27 protein-coding genes are annotated in these 23,283 nt (G+C 39.1%); 22 read left to right on the forward strand and 5 right to left on the reverse strand.

All coding sequences use genetic code 11. The features are described 5' to 3' along the window. Positions 1 to 33 precede the first annotated feature (33 nt). Together ACST15_RS06455 and ACST15_RS06460 are read left to right on the forward strand one after the other, a co-directional pair. The gene (locus tag ACST15_RS06455; protein ID WP_459453872.1) at positions 34 to 4,362 is read left to right on the forward strand and encodes a CusA/CzcA family heavy metal efflux RND transporter; all 4,329 of its coding nucleotides are present in this window, start codon (positions 34 to 36) and stop codon (positions 4,360 to 4,362) included. Continuing rightward, positions 4,355 to 5,485 (forward strand): efflux RND transporter periplasmic adaptor subunit, encoded by a 1,131-nt coding sequence (locus ACST15_RS06460; protein WP_459453873.1) that lies wholly within the window; start codon positions 4,355 to 4,357, stop codon positions 5,483 to 5,485. Before ACST15_RS06455 ends, ACST15_RS06460 begins: the two co-directional genes overlap by 8 nt. Here the strand turns inward: ACST15_RS06460 and ispE are convergent. Genes ispE through ACST15_RS06480 form a run of 4 tightly spaced genes read right to left on the reverse strand, consistent with a single transcriptional unit; the run spans position 5,482 to position 9,011 of the window. After that, positions 5,482 to 6,288: a 4-(cytidine 5'-diphospho)-2-C-methyl-D-erythritol kinase gene (gene ispE / locus ACST15_RS06465; RefSeq protein ID WP_459453874.1), complete on the reverse strand. Its 807-nt coding sequence runs from the start codon at positions 6,286 to 6,288 to the stop codon at positions 5,482 to 5,484. The two genes, ACST15_RS06460 and ispE, sit on opposite strands and share 4 nt — an antisense overlap. A gap of 1 nt (position 6,289) precedes the next feature. Continuing rightward, on the reverse strand, positions 6,290 to 7,282 hold the full coding sequence (locus ACST15_RS06470) for a VWA domain-containing protein (RefSeq protein ID WP_459453875.1): 993 nt from the start codon (positions 7,280 to 7,282) through the stop codon (positions 6,290 to 6,292). Further along, positions 7,279 to 8,139 (reverse strand): hypothetical protein, encoded by an 861-nt coding sequence (locus ACST15_RS06475; protein WP_459453876.1) that lies wholly within the window; start codon positions 8,137 to 8,139, stop codon positions 7,279 to 7,281. Before ACST15_RS06475 ends, ACST15_RS06470 begins: the two co-directional genes overlap by 4 nt. Next, positions 8,139 to 9,011: a DUF58 domain-containing protein gene (locus tag ACST15_RS06480; protein WP_459453877.1), complete on the reverse strand. Its 873-nt coding sequence runs from the start codon at positions 9,009 to 9,011 to the stop codon at positions 8,139 to 8,141. Before ACST15_RS06480 ends, ACST15_RS06475 begins: the two co-directional genes overlap by 1 nt. A gap of 100 nt (positions 9,012 to 9,111) precedes the next feature. Between ACST15_RS06480 and ACST15_RS06485 the strand changes: the two genes are divergently transcribed. The 7 genes from ACST15_RS06485 (at position 9,112) to ACST15_RS06515 (ending at position 14,851) form a co-directional block, all read left to right on the forward strand. After that, entirely contained in the window at positions 9,112 to 9,453 is a 342-nt protein-coding gene (locus ACST15_RS06485; protein WP_459453878.1) for a DUF4296 domain-containing protein, read from the forward strand. A gap of 44 nt (positions 9,454 to 9,497) precedes the next feature. Beyond that, positions 9,498 to 10,349, forward strand: coding sequence for a glycerophosphodiester phosphodiesterase family protein (locus ACST15_RS06490; protein WP_459453879.1), 852 nt, complete (start codon positions 9,498 to 9,500; stop codon positions 10,347 to 10,349). 11 nt (positions 10,350 to 10,360) lie between these two features. Further along, positions 10,361 to 11,881, forward strand: a complete 1,521-nt coding sequence (locus ACST15_RS06495) for a GH3 auxin-responsive promoter family protein (RefSeq protein ID WP_459454003.1) — start codon at positions 10,361 to 10,363, stop codon at positions 11,879 to 11,881. Between the two features lie 4 nt (positions 11,882 to 11,885). Continuing rightward, positions 11,886 to 12,338, forward strand: a complete 453-nt coding sequence (locus ACST15_RS06500) for a GatB/YqeY domain-containing protein (protein WP_459453880.1) — start codon at positions 11,886 to 11,888, stop codon at positions 12,336 to 12,338. A gap of 1 nt (position 12,339) precedes the next feature. Beyond that, positions 12,340 to 13,401, forward strand: coding sequence for a dual-specificity RNA methyltransferase RlmN (rlmN, locus tag ACST15_RS06505; RefSeq protein WP_459453881.1), 1,062 nt, complete (start codon positions 12,340 to 12,342; stop codon positions 13,399 to 13,401). Between the two features lie 9 nt (positions 13,402 to 13,410). After that, positions 13,411 to 13,995, forward strand: a complete 585-nt coding sequence (locus ACST15_RS06510; RefSeq protein WP_459453882.1) for a precorrin-2 dehydrogenase/sirohydrochlorin ferrochelatase family protein — start codon at positions 13,411 to 13,413, stop codon at positions 13,993 to 13,995. Between the two features lie 253 nt (positions 13,996 to 14,248). Beyond that, a complete protein-coding gene (locus ACST15_RS06515) occupies positions 14,249 to 14,851 on the forward strand; it encodes a transposase (protein WP_459453883.1) in 603 nt (200 codons plus the stop codon). A 364-nt stretch (positions 14,852 to 15,215) separates the two neighbouring features. Here ACST15_RS06515 and fbaA read toward each other — a convergent pair whose 3' ends face one another. After that, complete coding sequence (gene fbaA / locus ACST15_RS06520; RefSeq protein ID WP_459453884.1) at positions 15,216 to 16,298, reverse strand: class II fructose-bisphosphate aldolase; 1,083 nt, start codon at positions 16,296 to 16,298, stop codon at positions 15,216 to 15,218. A gap of 533 nt (positions 16,299 to 16,831) precedes the next feature. Here fbaA and rplC point away from each other — a divergent pair. The 13 genes from rplC (at position 16,832) to rplE (ending at position 23,283) form a co-directional block, all read left to right on the forward strand. Next, the gene (gene rplC, locus ACST15_RS06525) at positions 16,832 to 17,449 is read left to right on the forward strand and encodes a 50S ribosomal protein L3 (RefSeq protein WP_109324432.1); all 618 of its coding nucleotides are present in this window, start codon (positions 16,832 to 16,834) and stop codon (positions 17,447 to 17,449) included. A gap of 42 nt (positions 17,450 to 17,491) precedes the next feature. Further along, entirely contained in the window at positions 17,492 to 18,121 is a 630-nt protein-coding gene (gene rplD, locus ACST15_RS06530) for a 50S ribosomal protein L4 (RefSeq protein WP_109324431.1), read from the forward strand. Between the two features lie 37 nt (positions 18,122 to 18,158). Beyond that, a complete protein-coding gene (gene rplW / locus ACST15_RS06535) occupies positions 18,159 to 18,446 on the forward strand; it encodes a 50S ribosomal protein L23 (protein WP_109324430.1) in 288 nt (95 codons plus the stop codon). 47 nt (positions 18,447 to 18,493) lie between these two features. Further along, entirely contained in the window at positions 18,494 to 19,321 is an 828-nt protein-coding gene (gene rplB, locus ACST15_RS06540) for a 50S ribosomal protein L2 (protein ID WP_459453885.1), read from the forward strand. 3 nt (positions 19,322 to 19,324) lie between these two features. After that, on the forward strand, positions 19,325 to 19,603 hold the full coding sequence (gene rpsS, locus ACST15_RS06545) for a 30S ribosomal protein S19 (protein WP_109324428.1): 279 nt from the start codon (positions 19,325 to 19,327) through the stop codon (positions 19,601 to 19,603). A gap of 39 nt (positions 19,604 to 19,642) precedes the next feature. Continuing rightward, positions 19,643 to 20,020 (forward strand): 50S ribosomal protein L22, encoded by a 378-nt coding sequence (gene rplV / locus ACST15_RS06550; protein ID WP_109324427.1) that lies wholly within the window; start codon positions 19,643 to 19,645, stop codon positions 20,018 to 20,020. A gap of 23 nt (positions 20,021 to 20,043) precedes the next feature. Beyond that, positions 20,044 to 20,871, forward strand: coding sequence for a 30S ribosomal protein S3 (rpsC, locus tag ACST15_RS06555; protein ID WP_109324414.1), 828 nt, complete (start codon positions 20,044 to 20,046; stop codon positions 20,869 to 20,871). Between the two features lie 43 nt (positions 20,872 to 20,914). Next, the gene (gene rplP / locus ACST15_RS06560) at positions 20,915 to 21,334 is read left to right on the forward strand and encodes a 50S ribosomal protein L16 (protein ID WP_109324413.1); all 420 of its coding nucleotides are present in this window, start codon (positions 20,915 to 20,917) and stop codon (positions 21,332 to 21,334) included. A gap of 39 nt (positions 21,335 to 21,373) precedes the next feature. Beyond that, on the forward strand, positions 21,374 to 21,565 hold the full coding sequence (rpmC, locus tag ACST15_RS06565) for a 50S ribosomal protein L29 (RefSeq protein WP_223143317.1): 192 nt from the start codon (positions 21,374 to 21,376) through the stop codon (positions 21,563 to 21,565). 69 nt (positions 21,566 to 21,634) lie between these two features. After that, positions 21,635 to 21,892, forward strand: a complete 258-nt coding sequence (gene rpsQ / locus ACST15_RS06570; protein WP_109325446.1) for a 30S ribosomal protein S17 — start codon at positions 21,635 to 21,637, stop codon at positions 21,890 to 21,892. A gap of 46 nt (positions 21,893 to 21,938) precedes the next feature. After that, on the forward strand, positions 21,939 to 22,307 hold the full coding sequence (gene rplN, locus ACST15_RS06575; RefSeq protein WP_109324411.1) for a 50S ribosomal protein L14: 369 nt from the start codon (positions 21,939 to 21,941) through the stop codon (positions 22,305 to 22,307). 41 nt (positions 22,308 to 22,348) lie between these two features. After that, positions 22,349 to 22,684 (forward strand): 50S ribosomal protein L24, encoded by a 336-nt coding sequence (gene rplX / locus ACST15_RS06580; RefSeq protein WP_166229553.1) that lies wholly within the window; start codon positions 22,349 to 22,351, stop codon positions 22,682 to 22,684. Between the two features lie 44 nt (positions 22,685 to 22,728). Next, a complete protein-coding gene (gene rplE / locus ACST15_RS06585) occupies positions 22,729 to 23,283 on the forward strand; it encodes a 50S ribosomal protein L5 (RefSeq protein ID WP_459453886.1) in 555 nt (184 codons plus the stop codon).

Raw genomic sequence — 23,283 nt, forward strand, 5'->3', positions numbered from 1 at the left:
TCATTTCCTTACATTCACCTTTTCCATTGAAAAATGATTAATTCGATAATATATTTTAGTATTCGAAATAAACTCATCGTAGGTTTATTCGTCTTAGGACTTGTGGCTTGGGGAGGCTATTCGCTTACCCGTTTACCCATAGATGCATTACCTGACATCACATCCAATCAGGTACAGGTGATTACGCAATCACCAGCTTTAGCGGCATCAGAAGTTGAAAAGTTTGTTACATATCCGCTGGAGATATCATTAAGGACAATCCCCAATGTGAAGGACATTCGCTCCATTTCTCGCATGGGTTTATCCATCATCACGGTCGTCTTTGAAGATGAAGTGGCTATGGAAGTAGCCAGGCAGCAAGTTTCAGAAAAATTAAAAGCTGCAGAGCCCTATTTGCTGCGAGGAGCGGGTATTCCCGAAATGGCTCCAATTACTACGGGTCTTGGAGAGTTTTATCAATACACCTTGGATGTTGATCCTGAGTTTAAAGACCAATATTCTTTAGCAGATTTAAGGACATACCAAGATTGGATTGTCAAGCGTCAGTTGCTGGGCATCAAGGGTGTGGTGGAAGTAAGTTCTTTTGGAGGTTATGTCAAACAGTATGAAGTTGCTGTTAATCCAGAACGTATTCGAGCCATGAATATTAGTATTGATGAGCTATTTGCAGCCTTAGAAAATAACAATTCCAATTCAGGAGGAAGTTATTTAGAAAAAGGAACCGATGCTTATTTTATTCGTTCTGAGGGGATGATTCAGTCCTTAGCGGATATTGAAAATACCGTGGTAAAACAGCGCGGGGATGGTGGATTACCTGTTTTTGTCAAGGATGTAGCTCAAGTTCAATTTGGTAAGGCCGTTCGTTATGGTGCCATGACCAAAAACGGACGCGGAGAGGCCGTTGGTGCCGTTATGTTATTATTGAAAGGTGCCAATGCCAACACGGTGGTGAAGGATGTGAAAGATCGAATGGAATTGATTCAAAAAACACTTCCTCAAGGAATCCATATTAATGCCTATTTGGATCGAAGTATCTTGATTGGCAAGGCCATCAATACGGTAGAGAAAAACTTAATAGAAGGAGGGCTAATTGTCGTATTTATTCTTGTCTTGCTTTTAGGAAACTGGCGCGCCGGTTTAATCGTAGCCTCCATGATTCCTCTTTGCTTGTTGTTTGCTTTTGCTATGATGCACATTTTTGGTGTTTCCGCCAATTTAATGTCATTAGGAGCGATTGATTTTGGACTCATTGTCGATGGGGCCGTAATTATCGTGGAATCCATTATCCATCGACTTCATTCTAGAAGGAAAGGGGAAGTTCTGAGTCAACATGAAATGGATGAAGAGGTGAATATTTCTGCTCAGGCCATATTTAAATCAGCCGCTTTTGGAGTCATCATCATTTTAATCGTGTATTTACCCATCATGGCTTTGGGGGGTATTGAGGGAAAGATGTTTAGACCAATGGCACAAACGGTTTCCTTTGCCATTTTTGGGGCTTTGATTCTTTCTTTAACCTACGTGCCCATGATGTCTTCTTTGTTTTTGAGCAAAAAGGTGAGTCATCATGTTACTTGGGCCGACAAAATCATGAACTTTTTATATGGGAAGTATAGTCCTATGGTCAATTGGGCCTTAAGTAATCGAAAGAAAGTAGTTATTGCCTCCTTGCTGCTCTTTTTATCGAGTATAGGTCTATTTACAAGTTTAGGGGGCGAATTTATTCCAGAACTGAATGAGGGAGATTTTGCTGTAGAAACCATTCTACCTACCAACGCTTCTTTGTCCCAAAGTATTGAAGTAAATAACAATGCGCAGGCATTATTGCTCAAAAAATTTCCAGATGAAATTAAACAAGTGGTATCTAGGATTGGAGCCTCTGAAATTCCGACAGATCCCATGGGTATTAATGCTTGTGATTTAATCATCATTTTAAATGAACCCAGCGTTTGGAAAAAAGCTAAGACCATGGAAGAGCTAGAAGAGAAAATGGATCGTGAGTTGGATGCTTTTCCTGAGGTCAACTTTGAATTCACACAACCCATTCAAATGCGTTTTAATGAGTTAATTGCTGGAGTAAAGTCTGACGTGGCCATTAAAATTTTCGGAGAAGATTTGGAAATTCTATTCGAGAAAGCAACGGAGGCAGCTCGATATATTCGTAAAATTGAAGGTGTAGGTGATATCAAGGTTCAACAAATAGATGGTGTCCCTCAATTAGTGGTTCACTATAACCGAGCAAAAATGGCTCAATATGGTTTACGCATACAAGATGTAAATCGTCGGGTCAAGATGACTTTTGCTGGAGAAGCGGCAGGTTTGGTGATGGAGGGAGAAAAACGATACGACCTTGTAGTTCGTATGGATTCTGCCCATCGGGCCGACATACAAAATTTGAAAGAGCTGTATTTAGATTTGCCAAATGGATCCCAAATTCCTTTGGAAGAAGTAGCCACCGTGGATTATCAAAATGCTCCTGTAGAAATATCAAGAGACAATACCAATCGCCGAATTACCATTGGTATTAATGTTAGAAATAGAGACGTACAAAGTGTGGTAACAGACATAGAAAAGGTGATGAAGAATAAAATCACTTTACCTGCTGGTTACTATGTGAAGTATGGTGGGACATTTGAAAACTTACAAGCAGCAAAAGCCCGGCTTTCCTTGGTAGTACCTTTGGCTTTGGCTCTGATTTTTGCTCTTTTGTTTTTCACGTTTAATTCCATGTTGGAGGCAGCCATTATCTATTTAGCTATTCCTCTTTCAGCCATAGGTGGAATTTGGGCCTTGTATCTAAGAGGAATGCCCTTTTCCGTTTCTGCGGGGATTGGTTTCATAGCCCTATTTGGGGTAGCTGTTTTAAATGGGATAGTGCTGTTATCCTTTTTCAAACAATTGGCAACGGAGGGTTATTCCGTGGCTGAACGGCTTAAAAAGGGCTTGGAATTACGTTTCCGTCCGGTGATTATGACCGCTTCTGTAGCATCTTTAGGTTTTCTTCCGATGGCTTTGAGTCAATCTCCTGGAGCTGAGGTTCAGCGGCCACTTGCAACCGTGGTGATTGGAGGTTTGATCACAGCCACTTTCCTTACTTTGGTAGTAATTCCGGTGGTTTATTCCTTAGTCATGACCAGAAAAGAAAATAAGTTGAAGTCGCAACCCATGATTGTCTTGGTGATTTTAGCGGGCCTTATGATGAGTTTTTCAAGTTTCGGACAAGCTCCCAAACCTAGTTTAAACTTGTCGAGCTGCATGCAAGAGGCTATGCAACATAATGCCTTGTTAAACACGGGGAATTTGGAAATTCAAAGTGCGGAGGCTTTAATTCAATCCGGGAGAGAGTTACCTAAGGGAACGATAGATTTTCAATATGGTAAAACTCAAACGTATTTCAGTCAGGATTATACGATCCTTGCTTCTCAAAGTATTCCTTGGCCTACCTTGCTAAGAGCACAAGTAAAGGCGCTTACATCTCAAAAAATGTTGGCAGAAAAGAGGCAGAAGATTACCCAAATTTTGGTTCTTTCAAGTGTCAAATGGTATTACTACCAATTATTGATTCAACAAAAGCATTTGGAATATCTACATCAACAAGATAGTATCTATACACAAATGCTGAAGGCAGCCAGTTTACGCTTTAAACAAGGGGAAACTAATCGTTTAGAAATGGTAGCTGCTGAGGCGCGTTTAAGAGAATTCCAACAGAAACAACTCTCTTTGCAGGCAGATATTCAGACGAATTATCAAAATTTGGCCTATTGGATGAACAGAAAAGAGCCATTTGAGATTCAAAGTTCCAATGCTCTGACCATGCAAGCGCCTCTTATTTCAGTGGATTTATCAAAAAATCCGACGCTACAATTGCTGGAGGAACAAGTGGTTCATGCCCAACTTCAGACAGAGGTGGAGCGTAATAAATTGAAACCTGATATTCGTGTGGGAGCCACGTCTCAAAGTATTGAAAATTATGGCGGGCAGAATTTTGTTCAAGCTGGTTTAGCCTTACCCATATTTGCCAAAGGTCAAAAAGCACGTATTTCAGCCTCGCAAAAACAAGAACAGGTTTTTGTGAGTCAAAAGGACCAGGTAATGAGTCAGATAAGTACGGATTTGCAAAATGCTCAAATCTCCTTAGGCAAGTTTGGAAATTCGTTGAAATACTACCAACAAACTGCCCTTCCACAGGCAGAATGGTTAGTTCAAACGGCTTTGAAAAGTTACCAACAAGGGGAAATTGAGTATGTTGAAATGCTTCAAAATACCCAGCAAGCATGGCAAATTAGAGAACAATATTTACAAGAAGTTTTGGCGTATAATCAAAACATCATTCAAATTGAAACTATTTTAGGAAATGAATAAGCGCATCATAAATACATGTATTACCCTTCTTTTTATTTTAGGCATGTTTGCTTGTGGTAATAAAGAAGCAGCAACAACAGAAGCGGAAAGTGCCGTTTCAAGCATTAAATTAACTGCTGAGCAAAAGCAAAATGCAGGAATTGTGTTAGGGGAATTGGAAGAAAGGGAAATGGCTTCCGAAGTATCTTGTACCGGCTTGGTCGACGTGCCTCCTATTTCATCGGCTTCTATATCCTTACCCATTGCTGGATATGTAAAATCTACTTTTGAATTATTGCCGGGTAAACAAGTTCGCAAGGGCCAGGTCTTGGCAACAATTACCAGTTTGGATTATATTCAAATGCAGCAAGAATACATTCAAGCCTTGAGTCAATTGACTTATTTGACTTCGGAGAAATCACGCCAACAAGTATTGAATACCGAGGAGGTAGGTTCCAAAAAGAAGCTTCAAATGGCGGAGGCCGATTTTTCCAATATTCAAGCTCAGGTTAAATCATTAGCTTTGAAATTAGAAATTTTGGGATGTGACTTGAAATCTTTGGCCAAAGGCAATATTTCTTCCTTCTTACAAGTCAAGGCCCCCATTGATGGCTATGTGGTAGATGTGTTTATGTCTATTGGGAAGTATGTTCAACCAACCGACGAATTAGTAAAATTGGTGGGCATCGCCCATAAACATGTGGAATTGAAGGTCTTTGAGAGGGATTTAGGCAGTTTGAAATTAGGTCAAACCATACAATTTGAAGCCGAAGGTTTAGAAGGTAAAGGCAAGGTATTTTTAATTGGCAAACAAGTGGATCTAAGCAACCGTACTACTTCGGTACATGGTCATTTTAGCAATGAGGCAGACGAAGTACGATTTACAGTTGGCCAGTTTATCAATGCCAAGATTTTGGTAGGGAATCAAAAAATGAAAACCATTCCTCAAGCGGGTCTAGCACGCGTTGGAAAAGGTGGATTTATCTATGTGGAAAATCCACAGGGAGCCATGGAACAAGTTCCCGTGAAGGTAATTAGTTCCAATGAGGAATATGTGGGTGTTCAACCTATAAAAGCTTTACCAGCAGGTAAGGTTGTCATAAGTGGGGCTTCGGCTTTGGAAGCTATTTTTGCCAAGGATTAAGAAATAATTCCTTGGAAACAGGTGAAGTCGGCCCATTGATTTAGGTCGACTTCTTTTTTAAATAATCCAAACAGGGTTGATCCAGAACCGCTCATGGCAGCATATATAGCCCCGTGATTGTATAATTCTTGTTTGATTTCTGCTAGGATAGGATATTTAGGAAATAAACTTAGCTCAAAATCATTGGAAATATATTCTTTCCATTGTTCAAGGGGCAAAAGGATAGATTCGGCCAAATCATAGGTGGGAGCTTTGGGCTTCACTTGTGAATAAGCTTCTTGAGTTGAAATCCCAAAATTGGGATAGATAAGCACAGCATGTAGCCCCTTCAAGGAACAAGTTAAGGGACTCAATTCATCCCCTTTTCCTTTGCCTATTTGAGCCTGCTGGTTTAGAAAAAAGGCACAATCACTTCCAAGTTGTTGAGCATAAGGAACTAATTGATCATTGCTAAGAGGCAGTTCAAATATATCTCTTAAGCCCATTAAGGTGAAGGCGGCATCGGATGAACCGCCACCCAATCCGGCACCCATGGGAATGATTTTATGTAGGTGAATATGTACAGGAGCTAAACTGAAATCCTTTGATAATGCTTGATAGGCTCTAAAACACAAATTATTTTGCATTTCACCTGAAATGGCTAATCCTGAGGATGAAAATTCAAACTGTTGACTGGTAGTAATTTCTAATACGTCTGTCCAGGGCACATGAAAGAAGCAGGTTTCCAATTCATGAAAGCCATCGGGTCTTTTGGAAGTAATGTATAGCCCGATATTGATTTTGGCATTTGGGAAAAGAACCATATTAATCTTCTAAAATGTTACTGATGGGACTTAATTTGATGCACAGGCCTAGGAAGAATAGGATAAAGGCAAAATCAAAGAAGAATTTACTTTGATCCTGATGTTCTTCCCAATAAATTTCTTTCACTTTGGAGGCCTCCATTTGATTGATTTCTTCAAAGATAGCATTCAAGCTTTTCTGGTCTGTAGCACGGTAAAACTTACCTTTGCTTTTTTCAGCAATTAGTCTCAATGTGCTTTCATCTACCGGGTCCATGGAAGGTTTTAAGCTACCCACGGCGATGGTATATACTTTAATACCAAAGGTTTTGGCCAGTTCTGTTGATGTTAATGGATCTAGGTTTCCCGCTGTATTGTTCCCATCACTAATTAAAATACTGATTTTTTTAGGATTGGGGGAATCTCTAATCTGATTGATACACATTCCAAGGGCATCGCCTAAGGCTGTGCCCTCCTCTTTAATTAGTTTGGAATCTAGCCCCAGTAGCGCCTTTTGCAGGTAAATAGAATCGTTGGTGATGGGACTGGCTAAATATGGGGCTCCTGCAAAAGCTACAATGGAGATAAAATCATTTTTTCTTTGTTTGACAAAACTAGTTGCCACTTGCTTCGCAATGACCAATCGGGATGGGCTAACATCTCGGTTCAGCATGGAAGATGAAATATCAATGGCTAAGGCCATATCAATGCCATCTGGTTGTATTTTTCTTTTTGGATTGATTTTATAAGGTCCAGCCAATGTCAAAATAATACTGGTTAATAGCAGGATTTGAATGACATCAGGAATAAAGCTAATGAGTCTTATTAGACGGTTTTGAACTAATGGTTTAGTAAAGGAGAGGGTAATTCGTGCCTGATTTTTTCTATTTAATAAATACCGGATTAAAAAAATCAGGAGAGGCAAAGGAAGTAGAAAAAGAAATACTTCATGTTCCCAATGGTATGAAAACAAAGAGAGAAATTGTTGCCAAGAAAAGTATAGCTGAAATTTCATGACTTTTTATTTTCCTGTGAAATGATTTTTCTCTCACCTTGGTAAATGGAATTAGCAATTTCTAAGAGCATATTGACTGAATCCGTGGTTTTACTAGAAAAATTTCCTCCGTAAATCGCCGAATCCAATTCATGAAGTGCTTTGGCTAATTTTTTATTTTCTAAAGTATCCACCATTTCTTTGGTGGTAAAAGTTGTGAATGGTTTTAAGGTTAAGTTTTCTACATATTTTTTCCAAAGCGAAAAGGCACGTTCTAAATTTTGCAGTCCAACTTGGTTGTTTTCGATGTTCCGAATTAGTCGTTGGTAAACGCGTCGGAATTCAGCATTTTTTCTCCACAAGACATATAATTTAAACCATCTCTTAAGGCTATTGCCTAAGAACCAATAAATTAAACCGCTTAAAATTAGCAGGCCCAAACCCCAGATAACTACATTTTTTAAATCAGTTTTTGGTTGTAGAGGACTTATCGGGACATGTTGGTAGAGCGAGTCCAAATTGATTTTTTCCGGATGGGGAACTAGTCTCTTCAGGAAAATTCGATCTTTTAAGGGGTATATTTTAGTACAATCAGCCTCCTGCATGAGGTAAACAGGTATAGCTAGGCTGTGTTCATTTTCAATTTGAAATAATTTGAAGGTATATACGGCGGAATCTATGCTTCCGCTGGCATCAGTCCGCGTAGGAAAATAGGTTCTTTCTACCGCTTGAAAAGCACCAAAATGTTGGTTGACCGTAGGGAAAAAGATTTCTTGGTTTTTGCCATGTCGAACGGAAAGGCTATAGTGAATCTGCTGTCCTATTTTCACAGAGTCTTCTAAAAATTGGCCTTTGATTTGAATGGGCTTTTGCTGCATTATTTTCTAACGGTAAACAATTTTACTAAGGTGGGAACGAAATCTTCTCCAGCTTGAATGCTGATGTAATCCGCTTGCCATTGTTTACACAAATTTTTGAGCTCTTCAGCCTGATGGGCTCCTTGCTCTTTTTGTAAGTTTTTAAAGTATTTGGAACTAGTGTTTACCCAGGTCGTTCTTTTTCTTTCTGGGTCAAAAATAGGAATAATGCCCAATGAGGGCAGTTTTATTTCCTGTTTATCGATTATTTGAATAACGACCAAGTCATGCATTTGGGACATGGCCCTTAACAAATCCTGATAATTTTCGTCAATGAAATCGGATATAACAAAAATTAAACTACGTCTTTTAAGCACTTGTAAGGTAAAACCTAGAGCCGCCTTTAAGTCGGTTCCAGTGCTTTCTGCTTCCATTTTAAACAGTTCGGAAATAACCCGGTAGGCATGCTTTTTACCCATGGCGGGAGGCATGAATTTCTCATTTTTATCTGAAAACCCACAAAATCCCAAGTGGCTAGCTTCTTGCATGGCCGAAAAAGAAAGTACTCCTGCGACTTCTTTTAAGGTCTTTAGTTTAGATTGGGAATTTCGCCCGACTTGTTGAGAGGCACTAACATCCAATAAGAAAAAAACGGTTTGTTCTTTTTCCTCCTTGAATAATTTAACAAATGTTCCGTGACCTTTTGCTGTGGTGTTCCAGTCTATATGCCGAACATCATCTCCATAATGGTATTGGCGCAGATCGCTAAATTCCAATCCTGACCCTTTGAAAATGGATGAAAAATTCCCGTGCATTTGGGTATTAATCGCTTTTCTAATGCGAATTTCCAATTGAACTACATGGGAAAGAAAGGAATGAATGTCCGAATCCATGGAATGAAAGAGGGCTTAGAATCGTGCTAAATTACCTATTTTTTAAGCAAGTCGAATGAAAAGCCATAAAAGCTTTCTAAATTAAGGGGAAATTTGAACCATGAGAAAAATTTATTTCCTACTATGTCTAGGATTCTTGGCTTGTAAGGAGTCCTCTACTTCTCAACCCATTGATGAGGATAAATTAGCGGAAATATTGGTGGATATACATATTGAGGAATCGAGGGTTTCTAATATGCATTTTATGAGTATTGATTCATCCATTTTGGCATATAATTATCAAGAAAAGCTTATTTTTAAAAAATACGGAGTGGATTCCTTACAGTTTGCGAATAATTTTGATCGCTATGTACAGGAGCCGAAGGATTTTCTACGCTTGTATGATAAGGTAAACCAAATCATGGAAAAAAGATTTAAAAAGCCTGAAACTTCCCACCGATGAACAAAGGAGTATTTAGTTTTTTATGCTTGTTAAATTTCCTAGCTATGGCACAAATGCCTTTTATCCAAGGCCATCGGGGTTTTAGGGGCCTGTATCCAGAAAATACCTTACCTGCTTTTGAAAGCGCGCTTCAGGCGGGAGTTCAAGTATTGGAGATGGATGTATGCATCTCTGCAGACGGACAAGTGGTTGTATCACATGAACCCTATATGAATTCCATTTATAGTTCCAAGCCAGATGGACAAGCGGTTTTAAAGGAAGAGGAGAAGTTGTTCAATCTGTATCAGATGCCATACAGTGAGATAAAAAAATTTGATACGGGTAAAAGAGGAAATAGTCAATTCCCCGAACAAAAGCCTATGGCGGCCCATAAACCACTATTGTTAGAAGTCTTGGCATTGGGAGAGGCTTACCGCAAAAAACATCACCAGGATATTTATTACAATATTGAAATCAAATCGGCGGAAGGTGAATATGGGATTTCTCAACCTAAGACGGTAGAGGAGTTTTCAGATAAAGTTCGGGAGGTAATTGGTCAGCATGTAAACCCCCAATTTGTCATCTTACAAAGCTTTGATTTTCAAGTCTTAAAATTTTGGGATAAATCGATGAAAGCGGGAAAGTATCCCAAGCAGATTTTACTATCCGCATTGGTATCAAGAAAAAGTCCGGAGAATACCCTAAAAGATTTGGGATTTACCCCAGCAATTTATAGCCCTAATTACCAATCGCTTAGTGCTGAATGGGTTGTTTTTTGTCATAAAAATGGCATGAAAGTAGTACCCTGGACAGCCAATGATCCGGACTCCATTGCCAAATTATCCGAGTTGGGGGTAGATGCCGTCATTACGGATTATCCAAACCGTGTTCCTCATTATTTAAAACCCATGCATTAATGGCGAACGGTATTTCTCTATTCAATGAAACACTATTATGGTTCATGAAACGACGTATGTCGAGAATTGAATCCATTTATACGCGTCCTTTGGATTTACAAGAAATTTGTTTGAAAGAATTGGTTCAGGCAGGTCGACAAACGGAATGGGGGAAAAAGTTTGGATATGGTCAGATTAACGACTACGCTACATTTAAATCTCAAGTGCCTATTTCTACCTATGAGGAGTTATTCCCATATATAGATCGGGTGATGCAGGGAGAGCAACAAATACTTTGGAATAGCCCCATTACCTGGTTTTCTAAGTCATCTGGGACCACCAACGCCCGGAGTAAATTCATTCCAGTATCTAAGGAGTCCTTGGAGTCTTGCCACATGATGGGAGGAAAGGATATGATTACTTTATTGATTAATAACAGGCCGGAAACCAGGGTTTTTGAAGGAAAAGGATTATCCATTGGTGGTAGTTTGTCTAGTTGCCCCACTAATCCTAATGTACTTGTAGGAGATGTTTCGGCGGTTATTATGAAGAATTTACCCGTTTGGGCCCAAATGATTCGAACGCCATCTTTGGAGGTAGCTTTGATGGACGATTGGGATCAAAAGATTGAGCGGATGGCCTTGGAGACATCCAAAGAAAATGTAACGAGTATTTTAGGGGTTCCCACTTGGACCTTGGTTTTGATTGAAAAAATCTTAGAAATTACCGGGAAGAAGTCTATTTTGGAGGTTTGGGAGAATTTTGAATTTATGATTCACGGAGCTGTGGCCTTTGGTCCGTATCGGGAATTATTTCAAAAACAAGTATTTAGAGATCAGGGGGTAGGTTTTCTTGAAATTTATAATGCATCGGAAGGATTCTTTGGAATACAGGATGATTTATCGTTGAACGATGAATTATTATTGATGTTGGATTATGGAATTTTTTATGAATTCATTCCTATAAATGACGAAGGAGAAGAGCAAGACACGATTGTTGATTTAACTCAAGTGGAATTGGATGTCAATTACGCTTTGGTAATAAGCACTAATGCCGGTTTATGGCGGTATAAAATTGGAGATACTGTTCGTTTTACCGCATTAGATCCATATCGTATAAAAATATCAGGTAGAACTAAGCATTTTATCAATGCCTTTGGGGAGGAAGTCATTATGGAAAATGCAGAAAAGGCTATCTCTAAGGCTTGTTTAATGACGAATTCGGTGATCAAGGAATATACGGCGGCACCCAATTATATGAATGGAGGGCAAAGGGGAAGTCATGAATGGATTATAGAATTTTCAAAAGCACCAAAAGAAATGCATACCTTTGTGGAGATATTGGATCAAACCCTCCGCGAGATTAATTCAGATTATGATGCGAAGCGGTCGTATGATTTGGTATTAGGCCCACCCATTATTCATCAGGCACCTCAAGGAACTTTTTACGCATGGATGCGAGAAAGAGGAAAGTTAGGAGGTCAGCATAAAGTCCCTCGATTGAGTAATAATCGAGAATTTTTGGAGGGAGTCAAAGCTCATTTTAAAGAATAAAAACATGTCATTAAAAGTTACTATTGAGAACGGGATCAAAGACGCGATGCGTGCCAAAGATGCCGATAGGCTACGTGCATTGCGGGCTATCAAATCACTTATTTTATTAGAGGAAACTTCTGGTTCAAACGCTGGCGAGTTATCTGCAGATACGGAGATGAAGATTTTGATGAAGGCCGCTAAGCAGCGTAAGGATTCTTTGGAAGTTTACGTAACTCAGAATAGACCAGATTTAGCCGAGAAAGAGCAAGCTGAATTAAGTATTATTGAGGAGTTTTTGCCCAAACAATTGAGTGATTCAGAATTGACAGAAAAGATACAAGCCATTATCAGTCAAGTGGGAGCTATTAGTCCAGCAGATATGGGAAAGGTTATGGGAGTGGCGAGTAAGCAATTGGCCGGATTGGCTGATGGGAAAGCCATTTCAACTAAGGTAGGGGAACTTTTAAAGAAATAATGTGTCGGAATTAACCAAGAAAGATGAATTAGGGGCCATTAGAAAGCTCAGTTTGGATGAGTTGAAGCAGCTAATGATTCAGCATGGAGATCCTGCGTTTCGAGCAAAGCAAGTTCATGAGTGGATATGGAAAAAATCTGCCCGCAGTTTTGATGCAATGGGAAATATTCCTAAAACTACCAGGGAGTGGTTAAATCAGCATTTTTCTTTACAATGTGTGCAAGTTGCAGACATGCAGGTTAGCTCTGATCGAACCATTAAGTCGAGTTTTAAATTGCATGATGGTCATTTAGTAGAAGGGGTATTAATTCCCACCCGGGAGCGAATGACAGCCTGTGTTTCATCTCAAGTAGGTTGTTCTTTGACTTGCAGTTTTTGTGCTACGGGTTATATGGATCGAAAGCGCAACCTAGAATCATTTGAAATTTATGATCAAGTTGTTTTGATTCGAGATCAGGCACAAGAAAAATATGGTATTCCTTTGACCAACATTGTCTATATGGGAATGGGGGAGCCTTTATTGAATTATGCCAATGTGTTGAAATCAATTGATGAAATCACTTCTCCGGATGGATTGGGAATGTCTCCTAAACGCATCACGGTTTCTACGGCGGGGATAGCAAAAATGATTAAGAAGTTGGGTGATGATCAAGTTAAATTTAATTTGGCATTATCTCTTCATGCGGCGAACGATACCAAAAGGAATCAAATAATGCCCATCAATGAGACAAACACGTTGGTCGCTCTTGCGGAGGCCTTACGGTATTTTTATGATAAGACTGAAAATGAAATTACGTTAGAGTATATCATGTTCAATAAGTTTAATGATTCGGTAGAAGATGCTAAGGAATTGTGGGAGTTTGCAAGAAAATTACCTTGCAAGATTAATATCATCGAATACAATCCGATTGCTCAGGCGACATTTGTGAATGCAGAAGCAGATGCTTTGGCCAAGTTTACCGCCTTTTTAGAAAGTAAGAAGATGATTGTTAATGTTCGCCGTTCTAGGGGGAAAGATATAGATGCGGCTTGTGGACAATTGGCGGGTAAGAAAACTGCTTAAAATTAATCGATGGAAGGGCAAAATAAGTTATTCCCTGTTTTTCTAAAATTGGAACAACTAGACGTATTGGTGGTTGGGGGAGGGAATGTAGCTTTAGAAAAGGTTTCAGCCATGTTGAAAAATTCCCCTGAAGCTAGAATAAGTATAGTGGCGCCGTTTTTTCGTGACGAGATTTTGGCTTATTTGAAGGCATATCCACATGTAAAATTAATCCATCGGGCATTTGAAGAAGCGGATTTGGAGAATAGGGATTTGGTCATTTGTACCACGGATCAATATGAATTGCATGTAGAAATCAAAGCCTTAGCTCAGAAAAGACATTTATTGTGTAATGTGGCAGATACGCCATTATTATGTGATTTTTATTTAGGCTCCATCGTTCAAAAGGGAGATCTTAAAATTGCGATATCGACCAATGGTAAATCCCCTACCTTAGCTAAGCGTATAAGGGCCTTTTTAGAAGAAGTAATTCCAGAAGATATTCAGACATCACTGGATAGTTTAGAAACTTTGCGAAAAGACCTAAAAGGAGATTTTGAATCCAAGATTAAAGCTCTAAATGAATTAACGAAAGGGTTGATTTTTAAGAAATGATTGGGGGTTTGGGGGGGGGTAATTTTTTTAAGATTTGACAATTTTTTAAGTTTTTAAGATTTGACAACTTTTTAAAAGTTGTCAAATCTAAGTACTCTCTTGACGAATCTATCTTGGAATTTCTTTGTCAAATGTAGTCGCAAATTCAATCCATTTTCATTTCGGTCGGAAATAATCAAGTAATTGATAATTTGATGCCACGGAAGTTATTTGAAGGTCGTGATGGTTAGCTTCGTTTTTAAGCTTTTACAAGATGGCCTTTGTTGAACATTATTACACTCAATTTACTGCTGGAGATTTCTTTCATATTTATAATAGAGGGATTGATAAGAAATCAATTTTCAAGTCCAGGTCAAATTATGCCTATTTTTTAAGACAATGGAATAAATATTTGGATGGATATTTAGATGTAATTGCTTACAGTTTAAATGATAATCATTTTCATTTTTTAGTCCAAGTGAATCATTTTACTGAAGAGGAATTGGAGGGTAAAACTGTACATCAATTAATCTCAAATCGGCTTAAAAAATTCTTTCAATCCTACACCATGGCATTTAATAAACAACATGGTCGGGTTGGCACTTTATTCCAAACTCCATTCAAAAGAGTTTGTATTGCTAAGCCAGAGGATTTATCTACATTAATAAGTTATATCCATGTAAATCCTCAGAAACATGGATTAATTGATAATTTTAGGCAATGGGAATGGAGCTCATTTGGCAGAATATTACAATTCAAAAAAAGTTTTGTGAAAAGAGATTTTGTCCTAGAGTGGTTTGGGGGAAGAAAACAGTTTATTGATTTTCATTTCAGAGAATTCAAGGAAACTGATATTCTTTTGTTGACAGACGAATAATGACTTTAAAATCCATCATCTTTGAATCAAGATTTAATTATTTTATTCCCTGTTAGATTTGACAACTTTTTAAAAGTTGTCAAATCTAACAGGGAACAGAGAACGAAGAACGGAGAACAATAAATTGTGACCTATGAATTCCGAACTAAAAACTAAAATCTCTGAACCAATACCAAATAACCACCTGCTAAAATCTAGCAGCCAAGCACCAAACATTACACGATCATACTTCAGTCTCAATTCCTTAGTTCTAACCTCTTTTACTTTAAAATCAGTGCTGTGCTACAATGGCAACAAACTTTAAGAAATAAAAAAGGGAGCTCGTTGGAGCTCCCTTTTTAAACATAATATATGCCCTAACTTATTATAAATATTGATTTGCGTTGTTGGCATTCAAATCTTCAAAGGCAGATTTTAAACGGGCTACAAACGTATCTTCTCCTTTGCGTAACCAAACACGAGGGTCATAATATTTCTTGTTTGGAGCATCGTCGCCTGTTGGATTGCCGATTTGACCTTGTAAATAGGCTTCTTTCTCCTTGTAGAAATTTAAAATACCTTCCCAGAATGCCCATTGCAAATCGGTATCGATATTCATTTTGATAGCTCCATAAGAAATAGCCTCACGAATTTCTTCACGAGAAGAACCAGAACCACCATGGAATACGAAGTTGATCGGTTTTTCAGCTGCTAAAGCATATTTATTACGAATGAAATCTTGAGAGTTTTTCAAAATAACAGGTTGCAACTTCACATTTCCTGGCTTATAAACTCCATGAACGTTTCCAAAAGCTGCAGCAATAGTGAAGCGATGCGAGATGGCATTTAATACTTCATAGGCATAAGCTACTTCTTCTGGCTGCGTATATAATTTGGAAGAATCAACATCTGAATTATCAACTCCATCTTCTTCACCACCCGTTACACCTAATTCAATTTCAAGCGTCATGCCAATCTTGGCCATGCGAGTTAGGTACTTGGCACAGATTTCTAAATTTTCTTCTAAAGGCTCTTCAGATAAGTCGATCATATGAGAAGAGAACAAAGGTTGTCCTGTTTCAGCATAAAATTTTTCACCTGCATCCAAAAGTCCATCCAACCAAGGAAGTAATTTTTTAGCACAGTGATCAGTATGAAGAATTACTTGAACACCATAAACTTTAGCTAATTGGTGGACGTGGTAAGCACCTGAGATAGCTCCAGCGATGGATGCTTCTTGGTTTCCATTAGGAAGAGATTTTCCAGCATAAAATTGAGCACCGCCATTAGAGAATTGAATAATGACAGGAGAATTAACTGCCTTAGCAGCTTCTAATACTCCGTTAACAGTGTCAGTTCCTGTAACGTTTACCGCAGGTAATGCAAATTGATGCTTTTTAGCAATTTCAAATAATTCCTGTACGGCATCTCCGTGCAAAACACCTTTTTGGTTGGTTAAACTTGACATAATGATTTTTTTTCTTGGGAAATAAATAAAAACTACCTGATTAACAGGTGAGTAGGCCACAAATTTAGTAAAAATGCACAAATTCTAAGGCTAAATTCCGATTAATACACAGACTCAGGGGATTAGCTAAAAAATATTTTTATTTGAGCTATTGGATGTATTAATATTTTTCCTACCTTTGCACTCCCGTTCGACAAACGCAGTTTTTTATTCAGAAAGAGGTTGGCAGAACTTCTCGAATTTATTTAAAACATCAAAAATGCGAGTCGAAATGGTTTTAAATTGAGGTAAGCTCGATTTTTGTGTTAGAACTGGTATTGATTAATGAATGTTGAATGCCCAACCCATTGATTGAATATTAAGCTACACAAGGTGTTTCTCGCTGTTATCCACAGCGCCTCCATCTTGTCGCTTTACGCCAATCTGCAATTTTTATTGATTCTTCGTCATTGGTAACAATGATTTATGAATAAAAGTCTCACAACAAGCCATAGTTAGCCTTGTGAGCATAATTTTTTTAAACAAAATATTATATGTCTGGAATTATTGGTAAAAAAATCGGAATGACCAGCCTATACATGGAAGACGGTAGATCCGTTGCATGTACGCTGATTGAGGCCGGCCCTTGTGTAGTAACGCAAGTGAAAACTGTTGAGAACGAAGGCTACAACGCTGTTCAGATCGGTTTCGGTGAAAAGAAAGAGAAGCACACAACAAAATCTTTGTTGGGTCACTTTAAGAAAGCTAACACAACTCCAAAGAAGAAATTGGTAGAGTTTCGCACGTTCGAACAACCATTGAACTTAGGAGATGTATTAACAGTAGAAATGTTAGAAGTTGGAACCTTCATTGATGCGGTAGGAACTTCTAAGGGTAAAGGTTTTCAAGGTGTTGTAAAGCGTCACGGATTTGGTGGTGTGGGTGGTCAAACTCACGGTCAGCACAATCGTGGTCGTCACCCAGGTTCTATTGGAGCTTGTTCATTCCCATCACGTGTATTCAAAGGCTTACGTATGGCTGGACGCACAGGAGGAAATCGTGTTAAGGTTCAAAACTTAGAGGTTTTGAGAATCTATCCAGACAAAAACCTTTTGGTGGTATCAGGATCAATTCCTGGAGCGAAGAACTCATACGTAATTATTGAAAATTAAAACCCATAAAGGTGCAAGCCTTTAACAATAGACATTCTGATTATGGAATTAGCAGTATATAACATAGCAGGTAAAGATACCGGAAAGAAAGTAACCCTTTCTGACGAGATCTTTGGCATTGTTCCAAACGAGCATGTGGTTTACTTGGATGTGAAGCAATATTTGGCGAATCAACGTCAAGGAACACACAAGGCGAAAGAGCGTGCAGAAGTATCACGTTCTACTCGTAAGATTAAAAAACAAAAAGGTACAGGTGGTGCACGTGCCGGTTCGATGAAATCTCCTTTGATGAAAGGTGGTGGTCGTATCTTCGGTCCACGTCCGCGTGATTACCATTTCAAATTGAACAAAAAGGTGAAGTCTTTGGCGCGCCAGTCAGCTCTAGCTGCTAAAGCACAGAGTGGAGATATCGCGATTTTGGATTCAGTGGCATTTGACACTCCAAAAACTAAAGCGTATTTGACTATGTTGAAAGCTTTCTCTTTAGATAATACCAAAACATTATTAATCACTCCAGAAGTAGATAAGAATGTTGTATTGTCTGGACGTAATGTTCCAAAAGCTAAGGTTTCGACAGCATCAGATGTGAATACATATGATTTAGTTAACGCAACTAAATTGTTGATCACAGAAGCAGCGATCCAAAAAATTGAATCATCTTTTAGTAAATAATTTTCAGAACCTAGTTCTGTTATAAACGAAATATACCATGGGCATTATTAAACGTCCGGCCTTGACTGAAAAGTCGCAAGCCATGCAAGAAAAAGGCAAGTATGTATTTGTGGTTGAATTAACTGCAAACAAGATTGAGATTGCCAAGGAGGTTAAGAAAATGTACGGAGTAGAGGTATTGGATGTAAAAACCATGCGTCAAATTGGAAAGAAAAAATCCAAGAGCACTCGTACTAAGATTACTTCTGGACGTACTTCTACGATTAAGAAGGCAATCGTTACAGTAGGAACTGGAGAAGTTATTGACTTCTACCAAGGAATTTAATTAGAATGTATTAAGGGGGTTCATCCCGATAATTTGAACTAAAATAAATGGCAGCTATTAAAAAATTAAAACCAACAACTCCAGGCCAACGTCAGCGCATCGCGCCAACGTTTGAGGAGATTACTACGGACAAGCCGTATAAGCCCCTTTTGGAGCCTATCAAGCGCACAGGTGGTAGAAATGCAGATGGTCGTCGTTCGATGCGTTACATCGGAGGGGGTCACAAGCGTCGTTACCGTGTAATTGATTTTACTCGCTCTAAATTTGATGTTTCGGCTACTGTGTTAACAGTAGAATACGATCCAAACCGTACTTCACGTATTGCTCTTGTTGAGTATACAGATGGAGAGAAGGCTTATATCTTGGCTCCACAAGGAATTCAAGTAGGTCAAACAGTTATCTCTGGTGAGTCAGTGGCTCCCGAGATTGGAAATACATTGCCTTTGGCAAACATCCCATTGGGTACTTTGGTACACGCAATTGAGTTGCAACCAGGTCGTGGAGCTGAAATGGCTCGTTCGGCAGGAACTTATGCTCAATTATTAGCACGTGATGGTAAATACGCCACGCTTAAGTTGCCTTCAGGTGAGATGCGTATGGTATTGGCTCGTTGTTTAGCAACTGTCGGTACTGTATCCAATGCAGATCACATGAACGTGAACTTGGGTAAAGCAGGTCGTCATCGTTGGTTAGGTCGCCGTCCACGTGTTCGTGGTGTGGTGATGAACCCAGTAGATCACCCGATGGGTGGTGGTGAGGGCCGCGCTTCAGGAGGTCACCCACGTTCTCGTACCGGTTTATTGGCTAAGGGTAAGAAAACTCGTAATCCAAAGAAACACACTAATCGTCTTATCATCAGTAGAAGAAAAAAATAGTAGATGGCACGTTCACTAAAAAAAGGTCCTTACATTGATTACCGCCTTGACAACAAGGTACAGGTGATGAACGAATCCGGCAAAAAGTCGGTGATCAAAACATGGTCAAGACGTTCAATGATTTCTCCAGATTTCGTAGGCCACACGTTTGCGGTTCACAACGGGAATAAATTTATTCCAGTTTATGTAACTGAAAACATGGTAGGTCACAAATTAGGTGAGTTCTCGCCGACCCGTAACTTCCGTGGTCACATAGCGAAAAAAGACAAGGGTAAAAAGTAAAGATATTGACCTACGGGTCTTATAATCAGAAATTGAAAAATGGAAGCTATTGCTAAATTAAGAAATGTTCCTACTTCGCCTCAAAAGATGCGTTTGGTAGCGGATATGGTACGCGGACAAAAAGTATCTAAAGCTTTAGGTATTTTAAAGTTTGAGCCTAAAGTGGGTGCTAAAGCAATTGAAAAATTGTTATTATCAGCAGTCTCTAACTGGCAGAACAAACATGAGGACGCTAAAATCGAAGAAGCTGATTTATACATCAAGACTATCTTCGTAGATGGAGGTTCATCTATCAAGCGTTTACGTCCTGCTCCTCAGGGAAGAGGTCACCGGATTTTGAAAAGATCCAATCACATCACTTTAGTAGTGGCTTCTTCGGCAGCACCTGCTTTAGAGGAAACAAATTCAGCTGAATAATTAACTATTAGATATAACAAGAAATGGGACAAAAAATTAACCCCGTTGGATTAAGATTAGGTATCGTAAGAGGTTGGGATTCTAACTGGTACGGTGGTAAGACTTTCGCGGATAAATTGGTTGAGGACGAGAAGATCAGAAAGTATGTGGCTGCTCGTATTCCAAAGGGATCTATCTCTAAAGTTATTATTGAACGTACTTTAAAGCGTATCACATTAACGATCAACACAGCGCGTGCTGGTGTCGTAATTGGTAAGCAAGGTGCCGAAGTCGATAAGGTAAAAGAGGAGTTGAAAAAGATCACTGGAAAAGACGTTCAAATCAATATTTTTGAAATTAAACGCCCAGAAATCGATGCTAAATTAATTGGAGAAGCGATTGCTCAACAATTACAAGCTCGTATCTCTTTCCGTCGTGCGATGAAACAAGCTATTGCTTCAGCGATGCGTGTAGGTGCTCAGGGTATTAAATTGAAATTATCAGGTCGTTTAGGTGGTGCTGAAATGGCACGTTCTGAAGGATATAAGGAGGGACGTATCCCATTGCACACATTGCGTGCTGATGTGGACTATGCTATCTCTGAAGCATTAACTGTTTACGGTAAAATCGGTATCAAAGTATGGGTATTCCGTGGAGAGGTTTTTGGAAAGCGTGATTTATCTCCAAATGCGAACATGGGCTTGCAATCTACTTCGGCAGATTCTCGTCCTGGTGATCGTGGCCCACGTGGTCGTGATGATGACCGTCGCGGTGGAGGACGTTCTCGTCGTCCAGAAGGAGCAGATCAAGGTGGTGATCGCAACAAACCAGGTGCTGGCGGTGCAAACCGTGGCCGTGGAGGAAAGCGCTAAGCATCCATAATTATTTTGTATTAGATATTAGACTTATAAGAAGATGTTACAACCAAAAAGAACGAAATTTCGTAAGCAGCAAAAAGGTCGCGTAAGAGGGGTTGCTACCCGTGGCCACGAAATTGATTTTGGATCATTCGCTATTAAATCTTTGGAGCCAGGTCGTATTACAGCTCGCCAAATTGAAGCAGCTCGTATTTCGGTTACTCGTGCCATGAAACGTGAAGGTCAAGTTTGGATTCGTATTTTCCCTGACAAACCTATCACTAAGAAACCTGCAGAGGTTCGTATGGGTAAGGGAAAGGGAGCTCCTGAGTATTGGGTAGCCAACGTTCGTCCAGGTACTATTTTGTTCGAATCAGCAGGTGTTCCTTTAGCTTTAGCGCAAGAAGCTTTGCGTTTAGCAGCTCAGAAATTACCGATGCGTACAAAATTCGTAGTACGTAGAGATTATTCAGAATAGAGTTTTAAGCCCCAGGTTTAAAATTTAAATAGCATCGTTATGAAAAACGCAGAAATAAACAAATTAGGAGTAGCGGAATTGACACAGCAAATCGCTGTAGAGCAGGAGAACTTATCTCGTTTGAAATTGGCACATGCCATTTCTCCGATTGAGAATCCAATGCGCATTCGTGAAACTCGTAAATTGATTGCCCGCTTAGAGACAGCTTTATCGGCGCAAGCAAAAGCTTAATTAATTATTAATTTTTAATAGACCATTTCGGAATTGCTAATGGTCAATTGTTTAACAAGTCCAACAACCATGGAAGAAAGAAACCTAAGAAAAGTAAGGATTGGGAAAGTGGTTAGTGATAAGATGGATAAATCAATCACTATTACAGTAGACCGTAAGGTTAAGCACCCCTTGTACGGAAAATTCGTACAGAAGACCACTAAATTGATGGCTCATGATGAGAATAATGAGTGCGGAATTGGTGATACAGTGAAAGTGATGGAAACCCGTCCTCTTTCTAAAAATAAGCGTTGGAGATTAGTAGAAGTAATCGCAAAAGCGAAATAATTCACACTCTTGTTATTCAAAATTTAAAATTTAAAGATCAAAGATAATGTTACAGCAAGAATCAAGATTGGGTGTAGCGGATAATTCTGGAGCGAAAGAAGTTTTAGTGATTCGCGTTTTGGGAGGTACTGGAAAAAGATATGCTTCTGTAGGCGATAAAATTGTAGTTTCAGTTAAGTCGGCTCTTTCCTCTTCAAGCATGAAGAAAGGAACAGTTTCAAGAGCAGTAGTTGTTCGTACGAAAAAAGAAATTCGTCGTAAAGATGGTACTTATATTCGTTTTGAAGATAATGCAGCCGTTTTATTAAATGCGAACGATGAGCCAAGAGGAACACGTATTTTTGGACCTGTGGCACGTGAATTACGTGAGGCTGGTTTTATGAAGATCGTTTCTTTAGCCCCAGAAGTTTTATAAATAGATAGATATATTGGGTATCCAATAGAAAAAATCATACCATGGAAAATAATACAAGCAAGCAAACAAAATTGCACGTAAAAAAAGGAGATACTGTGATGGTGATTGCAGGTAATGCCAAAGGTAAAACGGGTGTTATCAAGCAAGTGATCGTTGAGAAATCTCGTGCAATTGTAGAAGGAGCTAATTTGCAAACGAAGCACGTTAAGCCTTCAGCAAGCAATCCTCAAGGAGGTATTGAAAAGCGTGAGGGTTCAATCCACATCTCAAATTTGATGGTGGTTGAAAACGGAAAGCCTGTACGTACTGGTCGTAAAGTTAACGAGCAGGGTAAGTTACAGCGCTACTCTAAAGTAACAGGAAAATTTATTGCATAAATAGAATTTAACGCGTGGGTCGGAAATCCACAACATATACAAAAATGGCAGTACCTAGATTAAAAAAACGTTTTGTAGAAGAGGTTGTACCTAGCTTGAAAGAAAAGTTTCAGTACAAGTCTGTGATGCAAGTGCCTAAGATTACTAAAATCGTAATCAACAAAGGTGTAGGAGCCGCTGTAGCGGACAAAAAGCTAGTAGATGTAGCTGTAGAAGAAATTACGCAAATTGCTGGTCAAAAGGCAGTAGCAACGATTTCTAAAAAGGCGATCTCTAACTTTAAATTACGTGAAAATATGCCTATCGGTGTGAAAGTAACGTTGCGTGGAGATCGTATGTATGAGTTTTTAGATCGTTTAACTACGGTTTCTTTAGCTCGTGTGCGTGACTTTAAAGGAATCTCAGAAAAGGGATTTGACGGTCGTGGAAACTATACTTTAGGTGTGAAAGAGCAAATCATTTTCCCTGAAATTTCCATTGATAAAGTAGCTAAAATATCTGGTATGGACATCACATTTGTGACTACTGCTAATACAGATGAAGAAGCATATGCTTTATTGGCTTCGGTAGGAATGCCTTTTTCCAATATTAAAAAATAA

This window comes from Aquirufa sp. Wall-65K1 (assembly GCF_054558475.1).